Origin of the sequence: Knoellia locipacati (assembly GCF_007992835.1) — a bacterium.
Taxonomy (GTDB): Bacteria; Actinomycetota; Actinomycetes; order Actinomycetales; family Dermatophilaceae; genus Knoellia; species Knoellia locipacati.
The window spans coordinates 608,377-624,996 of record NZ_BKBA01000008.1; the positions used below are offsets into that span (position 1 = coordinate 608,377).

Consider the following 16,620-nt stretch of genomic DNA (forward strand, 5'->3'; position numbering starts at 1 on the left):
AGCCATCGTCCCACTGCCGCAGCGCAGCCCGGCCCGCAGCGGGGGAGTCCCCGGTTCCCCAGCGCGGCCCCCGGCACCATGTCGTCCCCACGTACCGACCCTGATTTGGTCCTGCCGCCGGCGTCCCGTAACCTAGTGATCACCGAGCGACCGCAAGGTCCTCACTCATCGCGGGGTGGAGCAGCTCGGTAGCTCGCCGGGCTCATAACCCGGAGGTCGCAGGTTCAAATCCTGCCCCCGCTACCAACCGACAACGGCGGGTCGTCACAGACGGCCCGCCGTTCGTCGTTTTCCGGCAGGGTGGAGGTCATCCGGCCAGTTTCGAGGAGGCACAGCATGACCGCGCACCGCGTCGTCGTCATCGGTTCGGGCTTCGGAGGGCTCTTCGGCACGCAGGCACTGCGTCGCCGCAAGGACGTCGAGGTCACCCTCATCGCCAAGACGACCCACCACCTGTTCCAGCCCCTGCTCTACCAGGTGGCGACCGGCATCCTGTCCGAGGGCGGCATCTCGCCGAGCACCCGCGAGATCCTCGCCGGCCAGAAGAACGCCCGCGTCATCCTCGGCACCGTGGTCGACATCGACCTCGAGGCCAAGACCGTGCGCAGCGAGGTCCTGGGCCGCGAGACCGTCACGCCGTTCGACACCCTGCTCGTCGCCGCCGGCGCCGGCCAGTCCTACTTCGGCAACGACCACTTCGCCGAGTACGCCCCGGGCATGAAGAGCATCGACGACGCGCTCGAGCTGCGCGGCCGCATCTTCGGCTCCTTCGAGTGGGCCGAGCTCGCGACCGCTCCCGCCGAGCGCGACCGCTACCTCACCTTCGTCGTCGTCGGCGCCGGGCCCACCGGTGTCGAGATGGCCGGCCAGATCGCCGAGCTGGCGCACCGCACCCTCAAGCGTGACTTCCGGGCGATCGACACCCGCGAGGCCCGCATCGTGCTGCTCGACGCCGCGCCCAAGGTGCTGCCCTCGTTCGGTGACCGCCTCGGCGGCGCCGCGAAGGACCGGCTCACCAAGATGGGCGTCGAGGTCGAGCTGGGCACCAAGGTCGTCGGCGTCGACTCCACGGGCATCGACATCGAGAAGGCCGACGGCACCCGCGACCGGATCGAGGCCGCCACCAAGGTGTGGGCCGCCGGTGTCCAGGGCTCCGAGCTCGGCGCCATGCTCGCCGCGCAGTCCGACGCCGAGCTCGACCGCGCCGGCCGCGTCAAGGTCAACCCCGACCTCACGCTGCCCGGCCGCCCCGACGTCTACGTCGTCGGCGACATGGCCGCCCTCGACAATCTCCCCGGCGTCGCGCAGGTCGCGATCCAGGGCGCCCGCTACGCCGCGAAGCACCTCAAGGCGCGCCTCGACGGCAAGCCCGCCCCCGAGAAGTTCTCGTACTTCGACAAGGGCTCGATGGCGACCATCTCGCGGTTCAGCGCGGTGGCGAGCGTCGGCAAGCTGCGGTTCTCCGGCTTCCTCGCGTGGGTGCTGTGGCTCGCGATCCACATCGTCTACCTCATCGGGTTCAAGCAGCGGATCACCACGCTCCTGCACTGGATGGTGAGCTTCATCGGGCGTGGGCGCTCCGAGCGCACCGTGACGGCCCAGCAGATCCTCGCGCGCAACATCATCCGCAACATCCCGCCCGAGGACCTGCCCAAGCTCCCCGTCGTCGAGTCCGACCACGTCCCCACCCCGGCGTCGTCGGCGTCGGCCAGCACGACCGCGGCCGAGGCCGAGCACGCGAGCTGAGCCCACGGCATACACCGGGGGTCGTCGACGACCCGCGAAGCCGCGGGGCGGGCACACCCTCGGCACGTAGGGTGGCGGCATGCCGCTCGACTACCCGGTCCACGAGCGCACCCTCACCAACGGGCTGCGTGTCGTCGTCTCACCGGATCCCAGCGTTCCGAACGTCACCGTCAACATCTGGGTGGGAGTCGGCTCGCGCCACGAGGCGCCCGGGCGCACCGGGTTCGCGCACCTCTTCGAGCACCTCATGTTCCAGGGCTCGCGCAACGTCGCCAGCGGTGAGCACTTCGAGGCGCTCATGGCGCAGGGCGGACGGCTCAACGCGACGACCTGGTTCGACCGGACCAACTACTTCGAGACGGTGCCCAAGGGTGCGCTCGAGCTCGCGCTGTGGCTCGAGGCGGACCGGCACGGTCACCTGCTCGACGCGGTGAACCAGGCGAACCTCGACAACCAGCGGGACGTGGTCAAGGAGGAGAAGCGCCAGCGCTACGACAACCAGCCCTACGGCAACGCGCTCATCGACGTCTATGCCGCGACCTTCCCCGAGGGGCACCCCTACCACCACCCGACCATCGGCTCGATGGAGGACCTCGACGCCGCGAGCCTCGAGGACGTCCACGCGTTCTTCCGCCGCCACTACGCACCGGACAACACGGTGCTCACGCTCTGCGGCGACGTCACGCCGGACGACGGATTCGCCCTCGTGGAGCGCTATTTCGGCTCCATCGAGGCCAGCGAGGAGCCGCGACGTCCCCCCGTCGCACCGCTGACGCCGCTGACCGAACCGGTCCGGGTCGAGCGCCGCGAGGACGTCCCCAACGACCGTCTCCACGTCGCCTTCCGGCTGCCCGTCGACGAGACCGAGGAGTTCAACGCCGTGAGCCTCGCGCTCGACGCGCTCGGCGGGCTGGCCTCGTCACGTCTCGTCCGGCGGCTCGTGCGCAAGGAGCAGACCGCCCTCGGCGCACACGCGACCTCGTGGGGCTTCGTCGACGGAGTCTCCCTCGGGTTCTTCGTGCTCGACATCGCCGACGAGGTCGACACCGACGCCGTCGAGCGGGCCCTCGTCGAGGAGCTCGAGCGGTTCGCCGTCGAGGGCCCGACCGAGGCCGAGATGGATGCCGCCCTCGCCCAGGCCGAGCGCGGCTGGCTGTCGATGCTCGCGAGCCAGGAGGAGCGGGCCGACGCCCTGTCGCACTACACCTCGCTCCACGGCGACCCGAACCTCGTCAACACCCACCTCGACCGCCTGCGTGCGGTGACGCCGGAGCAGGTGCGGCTCGCGGCCGCCACCTGGCTGCGTCCCGAGAGCCGCGCGGTGGTCGCCTACCGCGCCGACGTCGAGACTGAGGAGGTCGCATGAGCACCACGACCGTGCCCCGTCCGGAGGTCGCGGCCCCCGAGCCGTGGGCCTTCCCGCTGCCACAGGAGTCGGTGACGGACAACGGCATACGACTTCTCACGTATGCCGTCCCCGGCCAGTACGTCGTGTCCCTGCGGCTCGTCGTCCCGCTGTCGCTCACCGACGAGCCGGCCGACCGCGAGGGCGTCGCGGCCATGACCGCACGCCTGCTCGACGAGGGCACGGCGGAGCACTCGAGCGAGGAGTTCGCCGAGCTCATGGAACGCACCGGAATGGTGCTGGGCGCCGCGGTGACCGACGGCGCCCTGAGCGTGGACGTCGACGTGCCGCAGCGGTTCCTGCCCCAGGCGCTGGACCTGCTGCGCCAGACGCTGGCCGAGCCGGCGTTCCCGCAGGACGAGGTACGCCGCATCCTGCGCAGCCGCCTCGCGGAGATCGAGCAGGAACGGGCCTCGGCACCGCACCGCGCCGCCCGCGAGCTCACCGCCACCCTGTGGGCCCCGACCGAGCGCGCCTCCCGCCCGGCCGCCGGGACGCCCGCGACCATCTCCGCGATGGGCCGTGACGACGTCGTCGAGTTCCACCGCAGGCACATCGGCCCGCGCGGCGCCACCCTCGTCGTCGCCGGTGACCTCGACGGCGTCGACGTCGCCGACGTGGTCGCGACCGGGCTCGGTGGCTGGACCAACCCCGACCACGTGCCGGCCACGCCGGCCCGACCGCCCGTTCCCGCCGGGGGAGGGGCCCGCGTGGTCCTCGTCGACCGGCCGGGATCGGTGCAGAGCGAGCTGTCGGTCGCGGTGCCCGGTCCGGACCGGTCGGTCGCGACCGGCTGGGCGCCCTACCCCGTCCTCAGCTTCATGGTCGGGGGGTCGCCGAGCGCCCGTGTCGACGCCGTCCTGCGCGAGGACAAGGGCTACACCTACGGCATCCGCGCCGCCTTCCGGCCGCGTGCCCGGGGCGGGTCCTTCGTCACCGCGGGCTCGGTGCGTGCCGACGCCACCGTCGATGCACTCAGGCTGCTCGTCGAGATCCTCGGTACGGCGCGAGAAGGGTTCTCGCAGGCCGAGATCCGCAGTGGGGTGGACTACGTCGTGCAGACGGCGCCGGGTCGTTATGCGACGGCGGACGCCGTCGCCGACGAGGCGTCGGCCCTGGCCATCGAGGGCCTCCCGCTCGACTTCCAGACGACGACGCTCGCCGCGATGCGCGAGCTCGACGACGCGGCCCTCACCACGGCATACACGGACGTCGTCACGGGGGAGTGGGTCGTGGTCGTCGTGGGCGACGCCGCGAGCCTGCGCGAGGGCATCGAGGGGCTGGGCCTCGGACCGGTGACGGTGGTCCCGGCCTGACGCCGGGTCCACCGGGCGGGTGACGGCTCAGAGGCCGATGCGCGCCAGGACCTCGTCGTGGAGCAGACCGTTGGTGGCCACGGCGTTGCCACCGAACGGTCCGTCCTCACCCTTGAGCGACGTGAACCGGCCGCCCGCCTCGGTGACGATCGGGACGAGGGCGACCATGTCGTGCAGGTTGAGCTCCGGCTCGGCCGCGATGTCGACGGCTCCCTCGGCCAGGAGCATGTAGGACCAGAAGTCCCCGAAGGCGCGCTCGCGCCAGCAGTCGCGGGCGAGGTCGAGGACCGCCTCCTGACGGCCGACCGCCTCCCACGACGTCGCCGAGCTGTAGGACAGCGAGGCGTCGGAGAGCGTGGAGACCTGCGAGACCGAGATGCGCTTCGCCGACGTGAGGCTGCGTCCTGCCCAGGCCCCGCTGCCCACGGCGGCCCACCACCGGCGGTTGAGTGCGGGTGCGGCGACGAGGCCGAGGACCGGCTGCCCGGCGTCGATGAGTCCGATGAGGGTCGCCCACACCGGCACGCCACGCACGAAGTTGTGGGTGCCGTCGATGGGGTCGATGACCCACTGCCGTGGACCGTGTCCGGTGGCCTCCATCTCCTCGCCGATCACGGCGTCGCGCGGGCGGGTCCTCTTGAGCTGTGAGCGCACCAGCTCCTCGGCGCTGCGGTCGGCGTCGCTCACGAGCGTGAGGTCGGGCTTGGACTCCACCCGGAGGTCCTCGGCCCGGAAGCGGGAGACGGTCACCCGCTCCACGGCGTCGGCGAGGACATGGGCGAGTCGCAGGTCGTCGTCGTAGGTCGGCACGCCCGTCACCGTAGCCCCTCACTACGGTCACAATCGGGTCTCGTGTCGGTCACGCCCCTCCCGCGAGTCGCCGATGTGGTCTTACATGGGGACCGCGTGCCTCCCATGGCACGCGGGGGCCACCCGACCGGGACCGGCTCTCACTTGATGTCCGTTCACTTTCCCTGGAACGGATCGACACGTAGGAGGACATCCATGCGAGGAACCACTCGCACGGTGGCCGTTGCCGGTATCTCGGCGGCAGCACTGCTGCTCGCTGGTTGTGGCGGCGGCGGCGATGAGGGCGGCAGCACGGACAGCGGCGCCGCGGCCAAGACCGGCGGCGCCATCACGGTTCGTGGCTGCAACCCGGAGAACCCCCTGATCGCGGGCAACACGTCCGAGACGTGTGGCGGCAACGTGCTCGACGTCATCACGGCCAAGCTGGTCAAGTACAACGTCGACACCGCTGCTCCCGAGAACGACATCGCAGAGTCGATCGAGACCTCGGACAACCAGAACTTCACGGTCAAGCTCAAGAAGGACTACAAGTTCCACGACGGCACGGTCGTCAAGGCCAAGAACTTCGTCGACGCCTGGAACTACACCGCTTACGGCCCCAACGCCCAGCTCGGTTCCTACTTCTTCGAGCCCATCGAGGGCTACGCGGACCTCCAGTCCGAGGACCCGGACGGCGACGGCCCGCAGAAGGCCCCGACGCCCAAGGCCAAGGAGCTGACCGGCCTCAAGGTCGTCGACGACACGACCTTCACCATCAAGACGACCGAGAAGGTCTCGAACCTCCCCGTCCGCCTCGGCTACACGGCGTTCTCGCCCCAGCCCGACGCGTTCTTCGCGGACCCCAAGGCCTTCGGTGACAAGCCGATCGCCGCCGGCCCCTACAAGGTCGACTCCTGGACCAAGAACGCCGAGATCAAGCTCTCGAAGTTCGCCGACTACAGCGGCGCGCGCAAGGGCAACCTCGACAACATCACGTTCAAGATCTACCAGGACAGCAACGCGGCCTACGCCGACGTCCAGGCCAACCAGCTCGACGTGACCGACGAGGTCCCGGCCAGCGCCCAGATCGACGACAAGTACAAGACCGACCTTCCGGACCGCAACCTCCAGAAGCCGGTCGGCGTCATCCAGACGATCACCACGGCCCCCGCCAAGGTGGACCCGAACTACGGTCCGGAGATCCGCAAGGCCATCTCCATGGCGATCAACCGTGAGGCCATCATCAAGGCCATCTTCAACGGCACGCGTGAGCCCGCCACCGGCTGGGTCTCCCCGGTCGTCGACGGCTACAAGGCCGACGTCTGTGGCGAGTTCTGCAAGTACGACCCGGCCAAGGCCAAGGAGCAGCTCGCCAAGGCGGGTGGCTTCAAGGGCGGCAAGATCACCCTGTCGTACAACGCCGACGCGTCGCACAAGGAGTGGACCGAGGCCACCTGCAACAGCATCAAGCAGGCTCTCGGTGTCGACTGTGTCGCCACCCCCGTGGTCGACTTCTCCACCTTCCGGACCCTGATCCACGACCGGAAGATGAAGGGCATGTTCCGTACCGGTTGGCAGATGGACTACCCGTCGATCGAGAACTTCCTCGCGCCGCTCTACGGCACGGGCGCCTCGTCCAACGACGGTGACTTCTCCGACCCGGCGTTCGACGCCAAGCTCAAGGAGGCCGCTGCGGCCACCGACGCTGCCGCCTCGAACAAGCTCTACCAGGAGGCCGAGGGCATCATCGCCAAGGACATGGCGACCATCCCGCTCTGGTACTCCACGACCACCATGGGCTGGTCGGACAAGGTCACCAACGTCAAGGTCACGCCGTTCGGTGTGCCGGACTACGCGGGTATCTCGCTGAAGTGACCCCAGCGTGTCGGGTGAGCACCTGACCCGACATCAGCAGGCTGTCGGCCTGCCGGCACTCGCCGGCAGGCCGACAGCATGCCGGGGGTACATTTCCCCCTACGGGGCGCCCGCCCCATCCTGAGCTCCAGCTCGCCCGATGCCCTCTGCCGCGTCAGGTATGTTGCAGTTCTGGCCCGGCTCACAAGGCCATACCCGACTTCACGAGACGCGCGTGTGCCGTCTCGCCGTGCCCCTCCGCCACCGCGGACTGGGCCGAAAGTGACCCAGGAGGTGACATGGGCAAGTACATCGTCAGGCGACTGCTGCAGATGATCCCGGTGGTTCTGGGAGCAACCTTCATCATCTTCGCCATGGTCTTCGCCCTGCCCGGAGACCCGACCGCCGGCAAGTGCGGTGAACGCCCCTGCTCCCCGGAGTTCGTTGCGAAGTTCCGCGAGGAGCACAACCTCAACGACCCGCTCCCCGTGCAGTACGGCAAGTACCTCGGCAAGTTCGTCCAGGGCGACCTCGGGACCAACTACTACGGGATCCCGGTCAAGGACGACCTCGCCAAGCGCTACACGATCACCGGCCGGCTCGCGCTCATGGCGATCGCCTTCGAGGCCATCATCGGCATCCTCGCCGGTGTCCTGGCCGGTGTGCGCAAGGGGAGGTTCATCGACAACCTCGTCACCGTGAGCACGCTGTTCGTCATCTCCATCCCCGTCTTCGTCATCGGTGTGCTGCTCCAGTACCTCTTCGGCATCAAGTGGGGCCTGTTCCCTGCCACCGTGCCGAGCCTCGAGGCCTCGACGTGGTCACTCGTGCTGCCCGCCTTCGTCCTCGGCTCGCTCTCCATCGCCTACGTCGCGCGACTCACGAGGACCAACCTCGTCGAGAACCTCCGCGCCGACTACGTGCGCACGGCAGCAGCCAAGGGTCTGACGAAGTCCCGCGCCGTCGGCGTCCACACCCTGCGCAACTCGCTCATCCCGGTCGTCACCTTCATCGGCGCCGACTTCGGCGGGCTCCTCGGTGGGGCCATCGTGACCGAGCGCATCTTCAACATCCAGGGAGTGGGTGGCTACATCTGGAAGGGCATCAACTCCCGTGACGGTGTCGCCGTCGTCTCCGCGGTGACCGTGCTCGTCATCGTGTACCTGCTCGTCAACCTGCTCGTCGACCTTCTCTACGGCGTGCTCGACCCGAGGATCAGCCATGACTGACTCCCTTGCCGTCAGCGTCCAGCCCACCGCGGGCGAGGACGTGGGCGAGGCCCGCTCGCTCGCCCAGGACGCGTGGCGATCGCTGCGCAAGAACAAGATCTTCTGGATCTCCGTGACCCTCATCACGGCGTTCGTGCTCATGGCGGTCTGGCCCTCGCTGTTCACCCGGACCGACCCGACCTTCGGCGACATCAACAACGTGCGCGACACCCCGAGCGGTGCGCACATCTTCGGCACCGACGGCCAGGGTTACGACATCTTCGCCCGCACGATCTACGGCGCCCGGGCCTCGATCATCGTCGGCATCCTCACCTCGCTGACGACCCTCATCGTCGGCGGCGTCGTCGGCATCGTCGCCGGCTTCTACGGTGGCTGGATCGACGCGGTCGTCTCGCGCATCACGGACATCTTCTTCGCGATCCCGCTGCTCCTCGGCGGCATCCTGTTCATGGCGAGCTTCCCCAACAACCCGCAGTCGACCCCGTACCTCGTCATCGTCGGCAAGGTCGTGCTCACCCTGACGATCTTCGGCTGGCCCTCGATCGCGCGCCTCATGCGCTCGAGCGTCCTGCAGGTCAAGCCCAACGAGTACGTCCTCGCGGCGCGGGCCCTGGGCGCGAGCCCGCTGCGGATCATCCGCTCGCACATCCTCCCCAACGCCCTCGCGCCGGCGATCGTCGTCTCGACGATCAACCTCGGCGGCTTCATCGTGGCGGAGGCGACGCTGTCGTTCCTCGGTATCGGCCTGACCCCGCCGGCGATCTCGTGGGGTGTGGCGATCAGCGACGCCCTCGTGGCCGTCCGCACCTACCCGCACATCCTTCTCTTCCCCAGTCTGTTCCTCAGCCTCGCGGTCCTGGCGTTCATCCTGCTCGGCGATGCCGTGCGTGACGCCTTCGACCCGAAGTCTCGATGAGCAGGAGGAGCAACCAGTGACCACCACCACCAAGTCAGTGGCGCCCGCTTCGGACTACAAGCCCGACGACAGCGGCCGCCTCCTCGAGGTCGACAACCTCTTCGTCGAGTTCCACACCGCCGAAGGCGTGGCCAAGGCGATCAACGGTGTCTCGTTCGACCTGCACCAGGGAGAGACGCTCGCGATCCTCGGCGAGTCCGGTTCCGGCAAGTCCGTGACCGCTCAGGCGATCATGGGCATCCTCGACATGCCGCCGGCCGTCATCCCGTCGGGTGCCATCCGCTACTGCGGCCAGGACCTGCTGACCATGCCGGAGGACCAGCGCCGCAGGGCACGCGGCCCGGAGATCTCGATGATCTTCCAGGACGCGCTCAGCTCGCTCAACCCGACGTTCCCCGTCGGCTGGCAGATCGGCGAGATGTTCCGGCAGCACCGGGGCATGAACAAGTCCGACGCCTATGCCCAGGCCGTCCGCCTCATGGAGCGCGTCGCGATCCCCGGAGCCAAGGACCGGGTCAAGAACTACCCGCACCAGTTCTCCGGCGGCATGCGCCAGCGCATCATGATCGCGATGGCGATCGCGCTCGACCCGGCGGTCCTCATCGCCGACGAGCCGACCACCGCCCTCGACGTCACCGTCCAGGCGCAGATCATGGCCCTGCTCGCTGAGCTCCAGGAGGAGCGTCAGATGGGCCTCATCCTCATCACCCACGACCTCGGTGTCGTGGCCGACGTCGCGGACCGCGCCTCGGTCATGTATGCCGGTCGCATCGTCGCGCAGGCGGGGATCGAGGACCTCTACGCCCGCCCGGCGCACCCCTACACCCGCGGTCTGCTCGAGTCGATCCCCCGACTCGACCAGAAGGGCCAGACGCTCGCCGCCATCGGTGGCCTGCCGCCGAACCTCACCAGGATCCCGCCGGGCTGCGCGTTCAACCCGCGCTGCCGCATGGCCCAGGACATCTGCCGCACCGACGTCCCGGAGCTGCGTCACGTGGCCAACCAGGACTCCGCCTGCCACTTCGCCGAGGAGGTCCTCAATGGCTGACGTCATTCTCAAGGCTGACAACCTCTACAAGCACTACCCGATCAAGGGTGGTGTGCTGCGCACCACGACCGGTCAGGTCAAGGCCGTCGACGGCGTCTCGTTCGAGCTCCAGCGGGGCGAGACCCTCGGCATCGTCGGCGAGTCCGGCTGTGGCAAGTCCACCCTGGGCCGCGTCCTCATGCGTCTCGAGGAGCCGACGTCGGGCACCGTGAACTTCGACGGTGTCGACATGTACTCGCAGAGCGGGTCCGCGATGCGCAAGCTGCGTCGCGACATCCAGATCGTGTTCCAGGACCCCTACACGTCGCTCAACCCGCGCAAGACGGTCGGCGACATCATCGGGGAGCCGTTCGAGATCCACCCCGACGTCGTCCCCAAGGGTGGTCGCAAGAAGGGCGTCCAGGAGCTCCTGGAGATGGTGGGCCTCAACCCGGAGCACATCAACCGCTACCCGCACCAGTTCTCGGGCGGACAGCGCCAGCGCATCGGCATCGCCCGCGGCATCGCGCTGCGCCCCAAGGTGCTCATCTGCGACGAGCCGGTCTCCGCGCTCGACGTCTCGGTGCAGGCGCAGGTCATCAACCTCATGGAGAAGCTGCAGGACGAGCTCGGCCTGTCCTACATCTTCATCGCGCACGACCTGTCGGTCGTCCGGCACATCTCCGACCGTGTCGGCGTGATGTACCTCGGGCGCATGGTCGAGCTCGGCACCGAGGAGCAGATCTACCAGCGGCCGACCCACCCCTACACGCAGGCCCTGCTGTCCGCGGTCCCGGTCCCGGACCCGCTGATGCGTGGCAAGCGTGAGCAGATCGTGCTCACCGGTGACGTCCCGTCGCCGGCGAACCCGCCCTCGGGCTGCCGCTTCCACACGCGCTGCTTCAAGGCGCAGGACCGCTGCAAGGTCGACGACCCCGAGCTGATCGACCGTCCGGACGGCGTCGGCGAGCACCGCTCGGCCTGCCTGTTCGCAGAGCCGCGCGTCATCGTCGAGACCGTCGACGTCTCGGACGTCGAGGTGGACACCCGCTTCGCGAGCACCGACGTCGTCGACCTCGACGCCTTCGCCGAGGACGACGGCCTCCTGCCTGCCGACGCCGCGAGCGTGGCGCAGGGCTCGCAGGTCGTGGGCGAGACCGAGGGTCCGCTGGACCGCCCGGCCGACACGAACCGGCTCATCGACGACGAGCCGACGGAGCAGCGCGACCCGCGGGTCTGACGCGACACCAGGTCAGCAGCACACGACGAGGGCCCGGAAGGAAGCATTCGTCCGGGCCCTCGTCGTCGCCGTGGTGAGGAGTCAGTCGCCCCTCTGCGGCGTCCGCGTGCGCAGCAGCCGTCGGAGGGACTCCAGCCGTGAGGCTCCTGCGGGGCCGGCATGGCCACCGGCCACCCAGGCGTCGAGGGCGCACTCCTCCTCGTCGTGGGTGCAGCCGCGGGGGCACTCGTCGGTGCCGGCCTCGAGGTCGGGGAAGTGGACGATGATCCGCTCGGGGTCGACGTGCGCCAGCCCGAAGGACCGGATGCCGGGAGTGTCGATGACCCACCCGCCGCCGTCGGGGAGCCGCAGCGCGATCGCGGACGTGCTCGTATGCCGTCCACGCCCGGTCACGTCGTTGACCACACCCGTCGCGCGGTAGGCGCCGGGCACCAGGGCGTTGACGAGCGTCGACTTGCCGACGCCGGAGTGCCCGACGAGCACGCTGACCCGACCGCGCAGGGCATCACGCAGGGCCTCGAGGCCGTCGGTGCCGTCGTCGCCCGAGGTGGCGGTGACCACCGATGGCACCTCGAGCGGGGCGTAGTTCTCGAGGAACGGCTCGGGGTCGGCCAGGTCGGCCTTGGTGAGCGCGAGCAGCGGCGACATGCCGGCGTCGTAGGCCGCGACGAGGCAGCGGTCGATGAGGCGCGGGCGCGGCTCCGGGTTGGCCAGGGCCGAGACGACCACGAGCTGGTCGGCGTTGGAGACGATGACCCGCTCGACGGGGTCGGTGTCGTCGGCGGTGCGCCGGAGCAGGGTGCGGCGGGGCTCGACCCGGACGATCCGGGCGAGGGCGTCGGGGCTGCCGGACACGTCTCCCACGAGGGCCACGTCGTCGCCGACGACGATGCCCTTGCGGCCGAGCTCCCTGGCGCGCATGGCGATGACGACCCGCTCGTCCGCGAGACCGTCGCCCACGAGCACGGTGTAGCGGCCACGGTCGACGGTCGTGACCTTGGCGGGCACGGCGTCGAGGTGCGCGGGCCGGTCCTTGGAGCGGGGACGGCTGCCCCGCTTGTTGGGCCTGACCTTGGCGTCGGACTCGTCGTAGTCGCTCGTCGACCGGGCCATCAGGCGGTGCGTCCCTGCGCCGAGGCGTCGCCCAGCATCCCGGACCACAGGTCCGTGAACGTGGGCAGCGTCTTGGCGACGGTGCCGGGGTCCTCGAGGACGAGACCTGGGACGGCGAGGCCGAGGACGGCGCCCGCCATGACCATCCGGTGGTCGGCGTAGGTCGCGAAGCGGGTGGGGGAGAGGCGTCGCGGCACGATGTGCAGCCCGTCCTGCGTCTCGGTGACCTCGGCGCCCATGGCACCGAGCTCGCGGGCGAGGGCCGCCAGCCGGTCGGTCTCGTGTCCCCGGATGTGGGCGACCCCGCGGATGACCGTCGGGCCGTCGGCCAGCGCCGCGAGGGCGGCGACGACGGGCGTGAGCTCGCTCGCGTCGTGGAGGTCGAGGTCGACACCGGTGAACCCGTCGACGGCGCTCACGGTGAGCCCGTCGCGCGCGAGCCTGACGTCGGCGCCCATCTCGTCGAGGATGTCGCGGATGTCGTCACCGGCCTGCGTGGTGTGCTGCGGCCAGCCCGGGACGTGCACCCGGCCACGGGTGACGAGGGCTGCCGCGAGGAAGGGTGCGGCGTTGGACAGGTCCGGCTCGACCTGGACGTCCAGGGGGTTGAGCGGTCCCGGCTCGACCCGCCAGACGTCGGGCTCGGTGTCGTCGACGTCGGCCCCGACGTCGCGCAGCGCCTCGACGGTCATCTCGATGTGCGGCTGGCTGGGCACGGGCGCGCCCTCGTGGCGGATCGTCACACCCTGCTCGTAGTGCGCGCCCGAGAGGAGCAGCGCCGAGATGAACTGCGACGAGGCCGAGGCGTCGAGGGTGACGTCACCGCCTCGGACCGACCCCGTCCCGCGGACGACGAAGGGGAGGGTCCCCCTCCCGTCGTCGGCCACGTCGACGCCGAGCGCGCGCAGCGCCTCGAGGGCCGGACCCATCGGCCGGGTGCGGGCGTGCGGGTCGCCGTCGAAGCGCACCCCACCGTCGGCGAGGGCGGCGAGCGGTGGCACGAACCGCATCACCGTGCCGGCGAGGCCGCAGTCGATCTCCGAGTCACCGGTGGAGGCTCCGGGGGTGACGAGCCAGTCGTCACCGTCGACGTCCTCGACGCCGACCCCGAGCGAGCGCAGGGCCCCCGCCATGAGGAGGGTGTCGCGCGAGCGCAGGGGCGCTCGGAGGCGGGACGCCCCGCCCGCGCGGGCGGCGAGGACGAGGAACCGGTTGGTCAGCGACTTGCTGCCGGGGAGCGCGACGGTGGCGTCGACCGGTCCCGCGGCGGTCGGGCAGGTCCAGTCAGGGGAGGGCATTCTGTGCCTGGGCCGCCTTCAGTCGTGCCTCGCGGCGGGCTGCCCTGGCGGCGTGCCGTGCCTCTCGCTTGGTCATGTGGACGGTGCGCTGGGCGCTCTCGCCGGCCCGGCGGGCGCGGTAGGCCAGGCTCGGCCGCCCGTCGGTGTCGACGGCGGCGAGCAGGAGCCCGCCGAGCAGCCCGAGGTTCTTGAGGAACTGCACCTTCTGCTGGGCCCGCTTCTGCGGGTCGGACTCGTTCCAGAAGGCGTGTGCCGCGAGCGTCGTCGGGACGAGCGTGCCCGCGAGGACGGTCGAGGCGATGCGCGGGACGTGCCCGCTCGCGAGGAGCGCACCGCCACCGACCATCGCCACACCGTTGGCGCGGACGAGCAGCTCGGGGTCGTCGGGCAGGCCCACCTTGGAGGCCTGGTCGAGGACCGGGCGGGCAGCCTTGGCCTTGGCGCCGGGGTGCTTGAGCTGGTCGAGCCCACCCACGACGAACATGGCAGCGAGCATGGGACGGGCAATGCGACGCACGAGGGACATGCGTCCTCCTCACGGGTCGGGACGGATCGTGGACCTGCACCTACCGTAGTTGCTGCCCACGGCTCCGTGTCGCTGCGTGTCAGCGCCGCTGCGTAGATTGGGTGCATGTGCGGGCGCTACGCGGCCACGGCCAACCCTGACGAGCTGACCCTCGAGTTCGAGGTCGACGACGACCGCACGACCGAGCCGACGCGCAGCGTCCTCGTCAACCCCCAGTCGCCACCTGCCGGCACCCCGGACCACAACATGGCCCCGACCAAGCAGGCCCCGGTCGTGCTCACCCGGACCCCGCGCGGCGAGGACGACGCGCCACCCTCGCGCCAGCTGCGGCTGCTCACCTGGGGCCTGGTGCCGAGCTGGTCCAAGGACCCGAAGGCGGGCGTGCGGATGATCAACGCGCGCGCCGAGTCGGTCCTCGAGAAGCCGGCATACGCCAAGGCGGCAGCGCGTCGTCGCTGCCTCGTCCCGGCCCGCGGCTGGTACGAGTGGCAGGCCTCGCCGACGGCGACCGACGCCAAGGGCAAGCCCCTCAAGCAGCCCTTCTTCACCGAGAGGGGCGACGGGGCCAGCTGTGCGTTCGCCGGCCTCTACGAGTTCTGGCGCGACCCCGCGGTGTCCGACAACGACGACCCTGCCGCCTGGCTCACGACGTTCACCATCATCACGACCGAGGCCGAGCCCGGGCTGGACCGCATCCACGACCGCCAGCCCCTCGTCCTCGACCCGGAGCAGTGGGCGGACTGGCTCGACCCCGAGCTCACCGACCTCGGCCACGTCGGCGAGCTGTTGGTGCCGCGTCCGGGCGGGCGGTTCACGGCATACCCCGTCTCCCGGGCCGTGAGCAGCAACCGGTCCAACGGCCCGCAGCTGCTTGACCCGCTCCCGGAGTCCGAGCTGCGCGGTGTGGTCGACCCGATGACCGGCGAGATCCTCGGCGGCACCGCGTGAGCACCCGTCGCCTCGTCGAGGTCGAGACGCCGCTCGGGCCGGCGCACGCCCATGTGGACCGGCCCGTGCGCGCCCGCGGCACGGTCGTGCTCACCCACGGGGCCAGCGGCCGGCTCACCGGGGGAGACCTCCTCGCCGTGCGCGACGGTCTGGTCGACGCGGGCTGGGCGGTCGCGTTCGTCCAACAGGCGTGGGGCGTCGCAGGCCGGCGTATGCCGCCGCGTCCCATCCCGCAGGACGAGGCCTGGCTGCCGGTGGTCCGGTCGCTGCGCACCGGGCGTGGCCGCCTCCCGGGTCCGCTCGTCCTGTCGGGCAAGAGCAACGGTGCCCGGGCCGCCTGCCGCACCGCGTCCGTCCTCGGTGCCGACGGCGTCCTCTGCCTGTCGTTCCCGCTGCACCCGCCGGGGCGTCCCGAGGTCTCCCGGGCCGACGAGCTGCGGCTGCCGGTCGAGGCCGGCATCCCGCTGCACGTGGTGCAGGGCGACAAGGACCCGTTCGGCACCCCCGAGGAGGTGCGCGCGGAGCTGGACGACGCGGCATACGTCACGGGTGTGCGAGGTGAGCACACGATCAGGGTGACGGGTCCACTCGTCGAGGCGGCACGCGCCTTCGTCGACTCGTTGGCCGACCGGGGCTAGAGGACGCCGCCCGCGGCCTCGGGGGCCGAGGCGTCGTCGGGGTCGGCCTGGGGCTCGCGGGCGAGGTGCTCCTCGACCTGGAACCAGTCGTCGCCGGCGCGCTCGGTGATGGTGAGGAGGGTCTTCATCGACGAGACCTCCTCGACCTGCTCCTTGAGGAACCACAGCATGAACTGCTCGCTGAGGACGTCGCCCTCGGCCCGGGCGGCCTGGAAGAGCGCCTGGCACTGCTCGGTGACCTTCTGCTCCTGCGCGTAGGCCAGGGCGATGGGCTCGGCGGGCTTGGAGAAGGCGTTGCGGACGGCGTCGACCCCGGGGATCTCGACGCTCCAGTCACGGTCGAGCATGTAGCGGACCATCATCATCGCGTGGTTGCGCTCCTCGACGCTCTGGGCATAGAAGCGCTCGGCCAGGCGGGGCAGGTCGAGGTCGTCGAACCACACCGCGATGGCGATGTACTGCTGGCTCGCGGTGAACTCGTGGCGGACCTGCTCCCCGAGCAGGGTGACGAAGGACGACTGGGGCGACGTGGGCATGGCCGAACGTTACAGGCGGGGAATGGCGCCGCCCCCACG

At 70.4% G+C, this 16,620-nt stretch carries 15 protein-coding genes and 1 tRNA gene; 11 read left to right on the plus strand and 5 right to left on the minus strand.

Annotated features, from left to right (window positions below; all coding sequences use genetic code 11):
* Positions 1 to 169: 169 nt before the first annotated feature.
* From KLO01_RS11185 to KLO01_RS11200, 4 genes are all read left to right on the plus strand, one after another.
* Positions 170 to 246: transfer RNA gene (locus KLO01_RS11185), tRNA-Met, on the plus strand.
* Between the two features lie 90 nt (positions 247 to 336).
* The gene (locus KLO01_RS11190; protein WP_246136155.1) at positions 337 to 1,746 is read left to right on the plus strand and encodes an NAD(P)/FAD-dependent oxidoreductase; all 1,410 of its coding nucleotides are present in this window, start codon (positions 337 to 339) and stop codon (positions 1,744 to 1,746) included.
* 79 nt (positions 1,747 to 1,825) lie between these two features.
* Positions 1,826 to 3,112: a M16 family metallopeptidase gene (locus KLO01_RS11195; protein ID WP_147065042.1), complete on the plus strand. Its 1,287-nt coding sequence runs from the start codon at positions 1,826 to 1,828 to the stop codon at positions 3,110 to 3,112.
* On the plus strand, positions 3,109 to 4,467 hold the full coding sequence (locus KLO01_RS11200; protein WP_147065044.1) for a M16 family metallopeptidase: 1,359 nt from the start codon (positions 3,109 to 3,111) through the stop codon (positions 4,465 to 4,467). Before KLO01_RS11195 ends, KLO01_RS11200 begins: the two co-directional genes overlap by 4 nt.
* 27 nt (positions 4,468 to 4,494) lie before the next feature.
* Here KLO01_RS11200 and hisN read toward each other — a convergent pair whose 3' ends face one another.
* On the minus strand, positions 4,495 to 5,277 hold the full coding sequence (hisN, locus tag KLO01_RS11205; RefSeq protein WP_186828010.1) for a histidinol-phosphatase: 783 nt from the start codon (positions 5,275 to 5,277) through the stop codon (positions 4,495 to 4,497).
* Between the two features lie 195 nt (positions 5,278 to 5,472).
* On the opposite strand from hisN, the gene KLO01_RS11210 reads away from it, so the two are divergent.
* The 5 genes from KLO01_RS11210 (at position 5,473) to KLO01_RS11230 (ending at position 11,522) form a co-directional block, all read left to right on the plus strand.
* The gene (locus KLO01_RS11210) at positions 5,473 to 7,131 is read left to right on the plus strand and encodes a peptide ABC transporter substrate-binding protein (RefSeq protein WP_147065048.1); all 1,659 of its coding nucleotides are present in this window, start codon (positions 5,473 to 5,475) and stop codon (positions 7,129 to 7,131) included.
* 278 nt (positions 7,132 to 7,409) lie between these two features.
* The gene (locus KLO01_RS11215) at positions 7,410 to 8,339 is read left to right on the plus strand and encodes an ABC transporter permease (protein WP_147065050.1); all 930 of its coding nucleotides are present in this window, start codon (positions 7,410 to 7,412) and stop codon (positions 8,337 to 8,339) included.
* A complete protein-coding gene (locus KLO01_RS11220; RefSeq protein WP_147065052.1) occupies positions 8,332 to 9,255 on the plus strand; it encodes an ABC transporter permease in 924 nt (307 codons plus the stop codon). The genes KLO01_RS11215 and KLO01_RS11220 overlap by 8 nt, the downstream gene beginning before the upstream one ends.
* Positions 9,218 to 10,303, plus strand: coding sequence for an ABC transporter ATP-binding protein (locus KLO01_RS11225; protein ID WP_425558361.1), 1,086 nt, complete (start codon positions 9,218 to 9,220; stop codon positions 10,301 to 10,303). Before KLO01_RS11220 ends, KLO01_RS11225 begins: the two co-directional genes overlap by 38 nt.
* The gene (locus KLO01_RS11230; protein ID WP_147065053.1) at positions 10,296 to 11,522 is read left to right on the plus strand and encodes an ABC transporter ATP-binding protein; all 1,227 of its coding nucleotides are present in this window, start codon (positions 10,296 to 10,298) and stop codon (positions 11,520 to 11,522) included. The genes KLO01_RS11225 and KLO01_RS11230 overlap by 8 nt, the downstream gene beginning before the upstream one ends.
* Before the next feature lie 81 nt (positions 11,523 to 11,603).
* Here the strand turns inward: KLO01_RS11230 and rsgA are convergent, their stop codons facing one another.
* From rsgA to KLO01_RS11245, 3 genes are read right to left on the minus strand one after another with little or no spacing between them, the layout of a single operon-like run.
* Positions 11,604 to 12,635, minus strand: coding sequence for a ribosome small subunit-dependent GTPase A (rsgA, locus tag KLO01_RS11235; RefSeq protein ID WP_147065055.1), 1,032 nt, complete (start codon positions 12,633 to 12,635; stop codon positions 11,604 to 11,606).
* Complete coding sequence (gene aroA, locus KLO01_RS11240) at positions 12,635 to 13,933, minus strand: 3-phosphoshikimate 1-carboxyvinyltransferase (RefSeq protein WP_147065057.1); 1,299 nt, start codon at positions 13,931 to 13,933, stop codon at positions 12,635 to 12,637. Before aroA ends, rsgA begins: the two co-directional genes overlap by 1 nt.
* Entirely contained in the window at positions 13,920 to 14,459 is a 540-nt protein-coding gene (locus KLO01_RS11245) for a DoxX family protein (RefSeq protein WP_246136157.1), read from the minus strand. The genes aroA and KLO01_RS11245 overlap by 14 nt, the downstream gene beginning before the upstream one ends.
* A 105-nt stretch (positions 14,460 to 14,564) precedes the next feature.
* Here KLO01_RS11245 and KLO01_RS11250 point away from each other — a divergent pair, with 105 nt between their 5' ends.
* Both KLO01_RS11250 and KLO01_RS11255 read left to right on the plus strand, forming a co-directional pair.
* Positions 14,565 to 15,407: an SOS response-associated peptidase gene (locus KLO01_RS11250; protein WP_147065059.1), complete on the plus strand. Its 843-nt coding sequence runs from the start codon at positions 14,565 to 14,567 to the stop codon at positions 15,405 to 15,407.
* Positions 15,404 to 16,045, plus strand: coding sequence for an alpha/beta hydrolase family protein (locus KLO01_RS11255; RefSeq protein ID WP_147065061.1), 642 nt, complete (start codon positions 15,404 to 15,406; stop codon positions 16,043 to 16,045). The genes KLO01_RS11250 and KLO01_RS11255 overlap by 4 nt, the downstream gene beginning before the upstream one ends.
* On the opposite strand, the gene KLO01_RS11260 is transcribed toward KLO01_RS11255, so the two are convergent.
* Positions 16,042 to 16,581: a ferritin gene (locus KLO01_RS11260; RefSeq protein ID WP_147065063.1), complete on the minus strand. Its 540-nt coding sequence runs from the start codon at positions 16,579 to 16,581 to the stop codon at positions 16,042 to 16,044. The genes KLO01_RS11255 and KLO01_RS11260 overlap by 4 nt on opposite strands.
* Between the last annotated feature and the right edge of the window lie 39 nt (positions 16,582 to 16,620).

Bases quoted from the DNA above. Each gene is read 5' to 3' on its own strand.
- KLO01_RS11190 (WP_246136155.1), top strand. From the start codon at position 337: ATGACCGCGCACCGCGTCGTCGTCATCGGTTCGGGCTTCGGAGGGCTC.
- KLO01_RS11195 (WP_147065042.1), top strand. From the start codon at position 1,826: ATGCCGCTCGACTACCCGGTCCACGAGCGCACCCTCACCAACGGGCTG.
- KLO01_RS11200 (WP_147065044.1), top strand. From the start codon at position 3,109: ATGAGCACCACGACCGTGCCCCGTCCGGAGGTCGCGGCCCCCGAGCCG.
- KLO01_RS11210 (WP_147065048.1), top strand. From the start codon at position 5,473: ATGCGAGGAACCACTCGCACGGTGGCCGTTGCCGGTATCTCGGCGGCA.
- KLO01_RS11215 (WP_147065050.1), top strand. From the start codon at position 7,410: ATGGGCAAGTACATCGTCAGGCGACTGCTGCAGATGATCCCGGTGGTT.
- KLO01_RS11220 (WP_147065052.1), top strand. From the start codon at position 8,332: ATGACTGACTCCCTTGCCGTCAGCGTCCAGCCCACCGCGGGCGAGGAC.
- KLO01_RS11225 (WP_425558361.1), top strand. From the start codon at position 9,218: ATGCCGTGCGTGACGCCTTCGACCCGAAGTCTCGATGAGCAGGAGGAG.
- KLO01_RS11230 (WP_147065053.1), top strand. From the start codon at position 10,296: ATGGCTGACGTCATTCTCAAGGCTGACAACCTCTACAAGCACTACCCG.
- rsgA (WP_147065055.1), bottom strand. From the start codon at position 12,635: ATGGCCCGGTCGACGAGCGACTACGACGAGTCCGACGCCAAGGTCAGG.
- aroA (WP_147065057.1), bottom strand. From the start codon at position 13,933: ATGCCCTCCCCTGACTGGACCTGCCCGACCGCCGCGGGACCGGTCGAC.
- KLO01_RS11245 (WP_246136157.1), bottom strand. From the start codon at position 14,459: ATGTCCCTCGTGCGTCGCATTGCCCGTCCCATGCTCGCTGCCATGTTC.
- KLO01_RS11250 (WP_147065059.1), top strand. From the start codon at position 14,565: ATGTGCGGGCGCTACGCGGCCACGGCCAACCCTGACGAGCTGACCCTC.
- KLO01_RS11260 (WP_147065063.1), bottom strand. From the start codon at position 16,581: ATGCCCACGTCGCCCCAGTCGTCCTTCGTCACCCTGCTCGGGGAGCAG.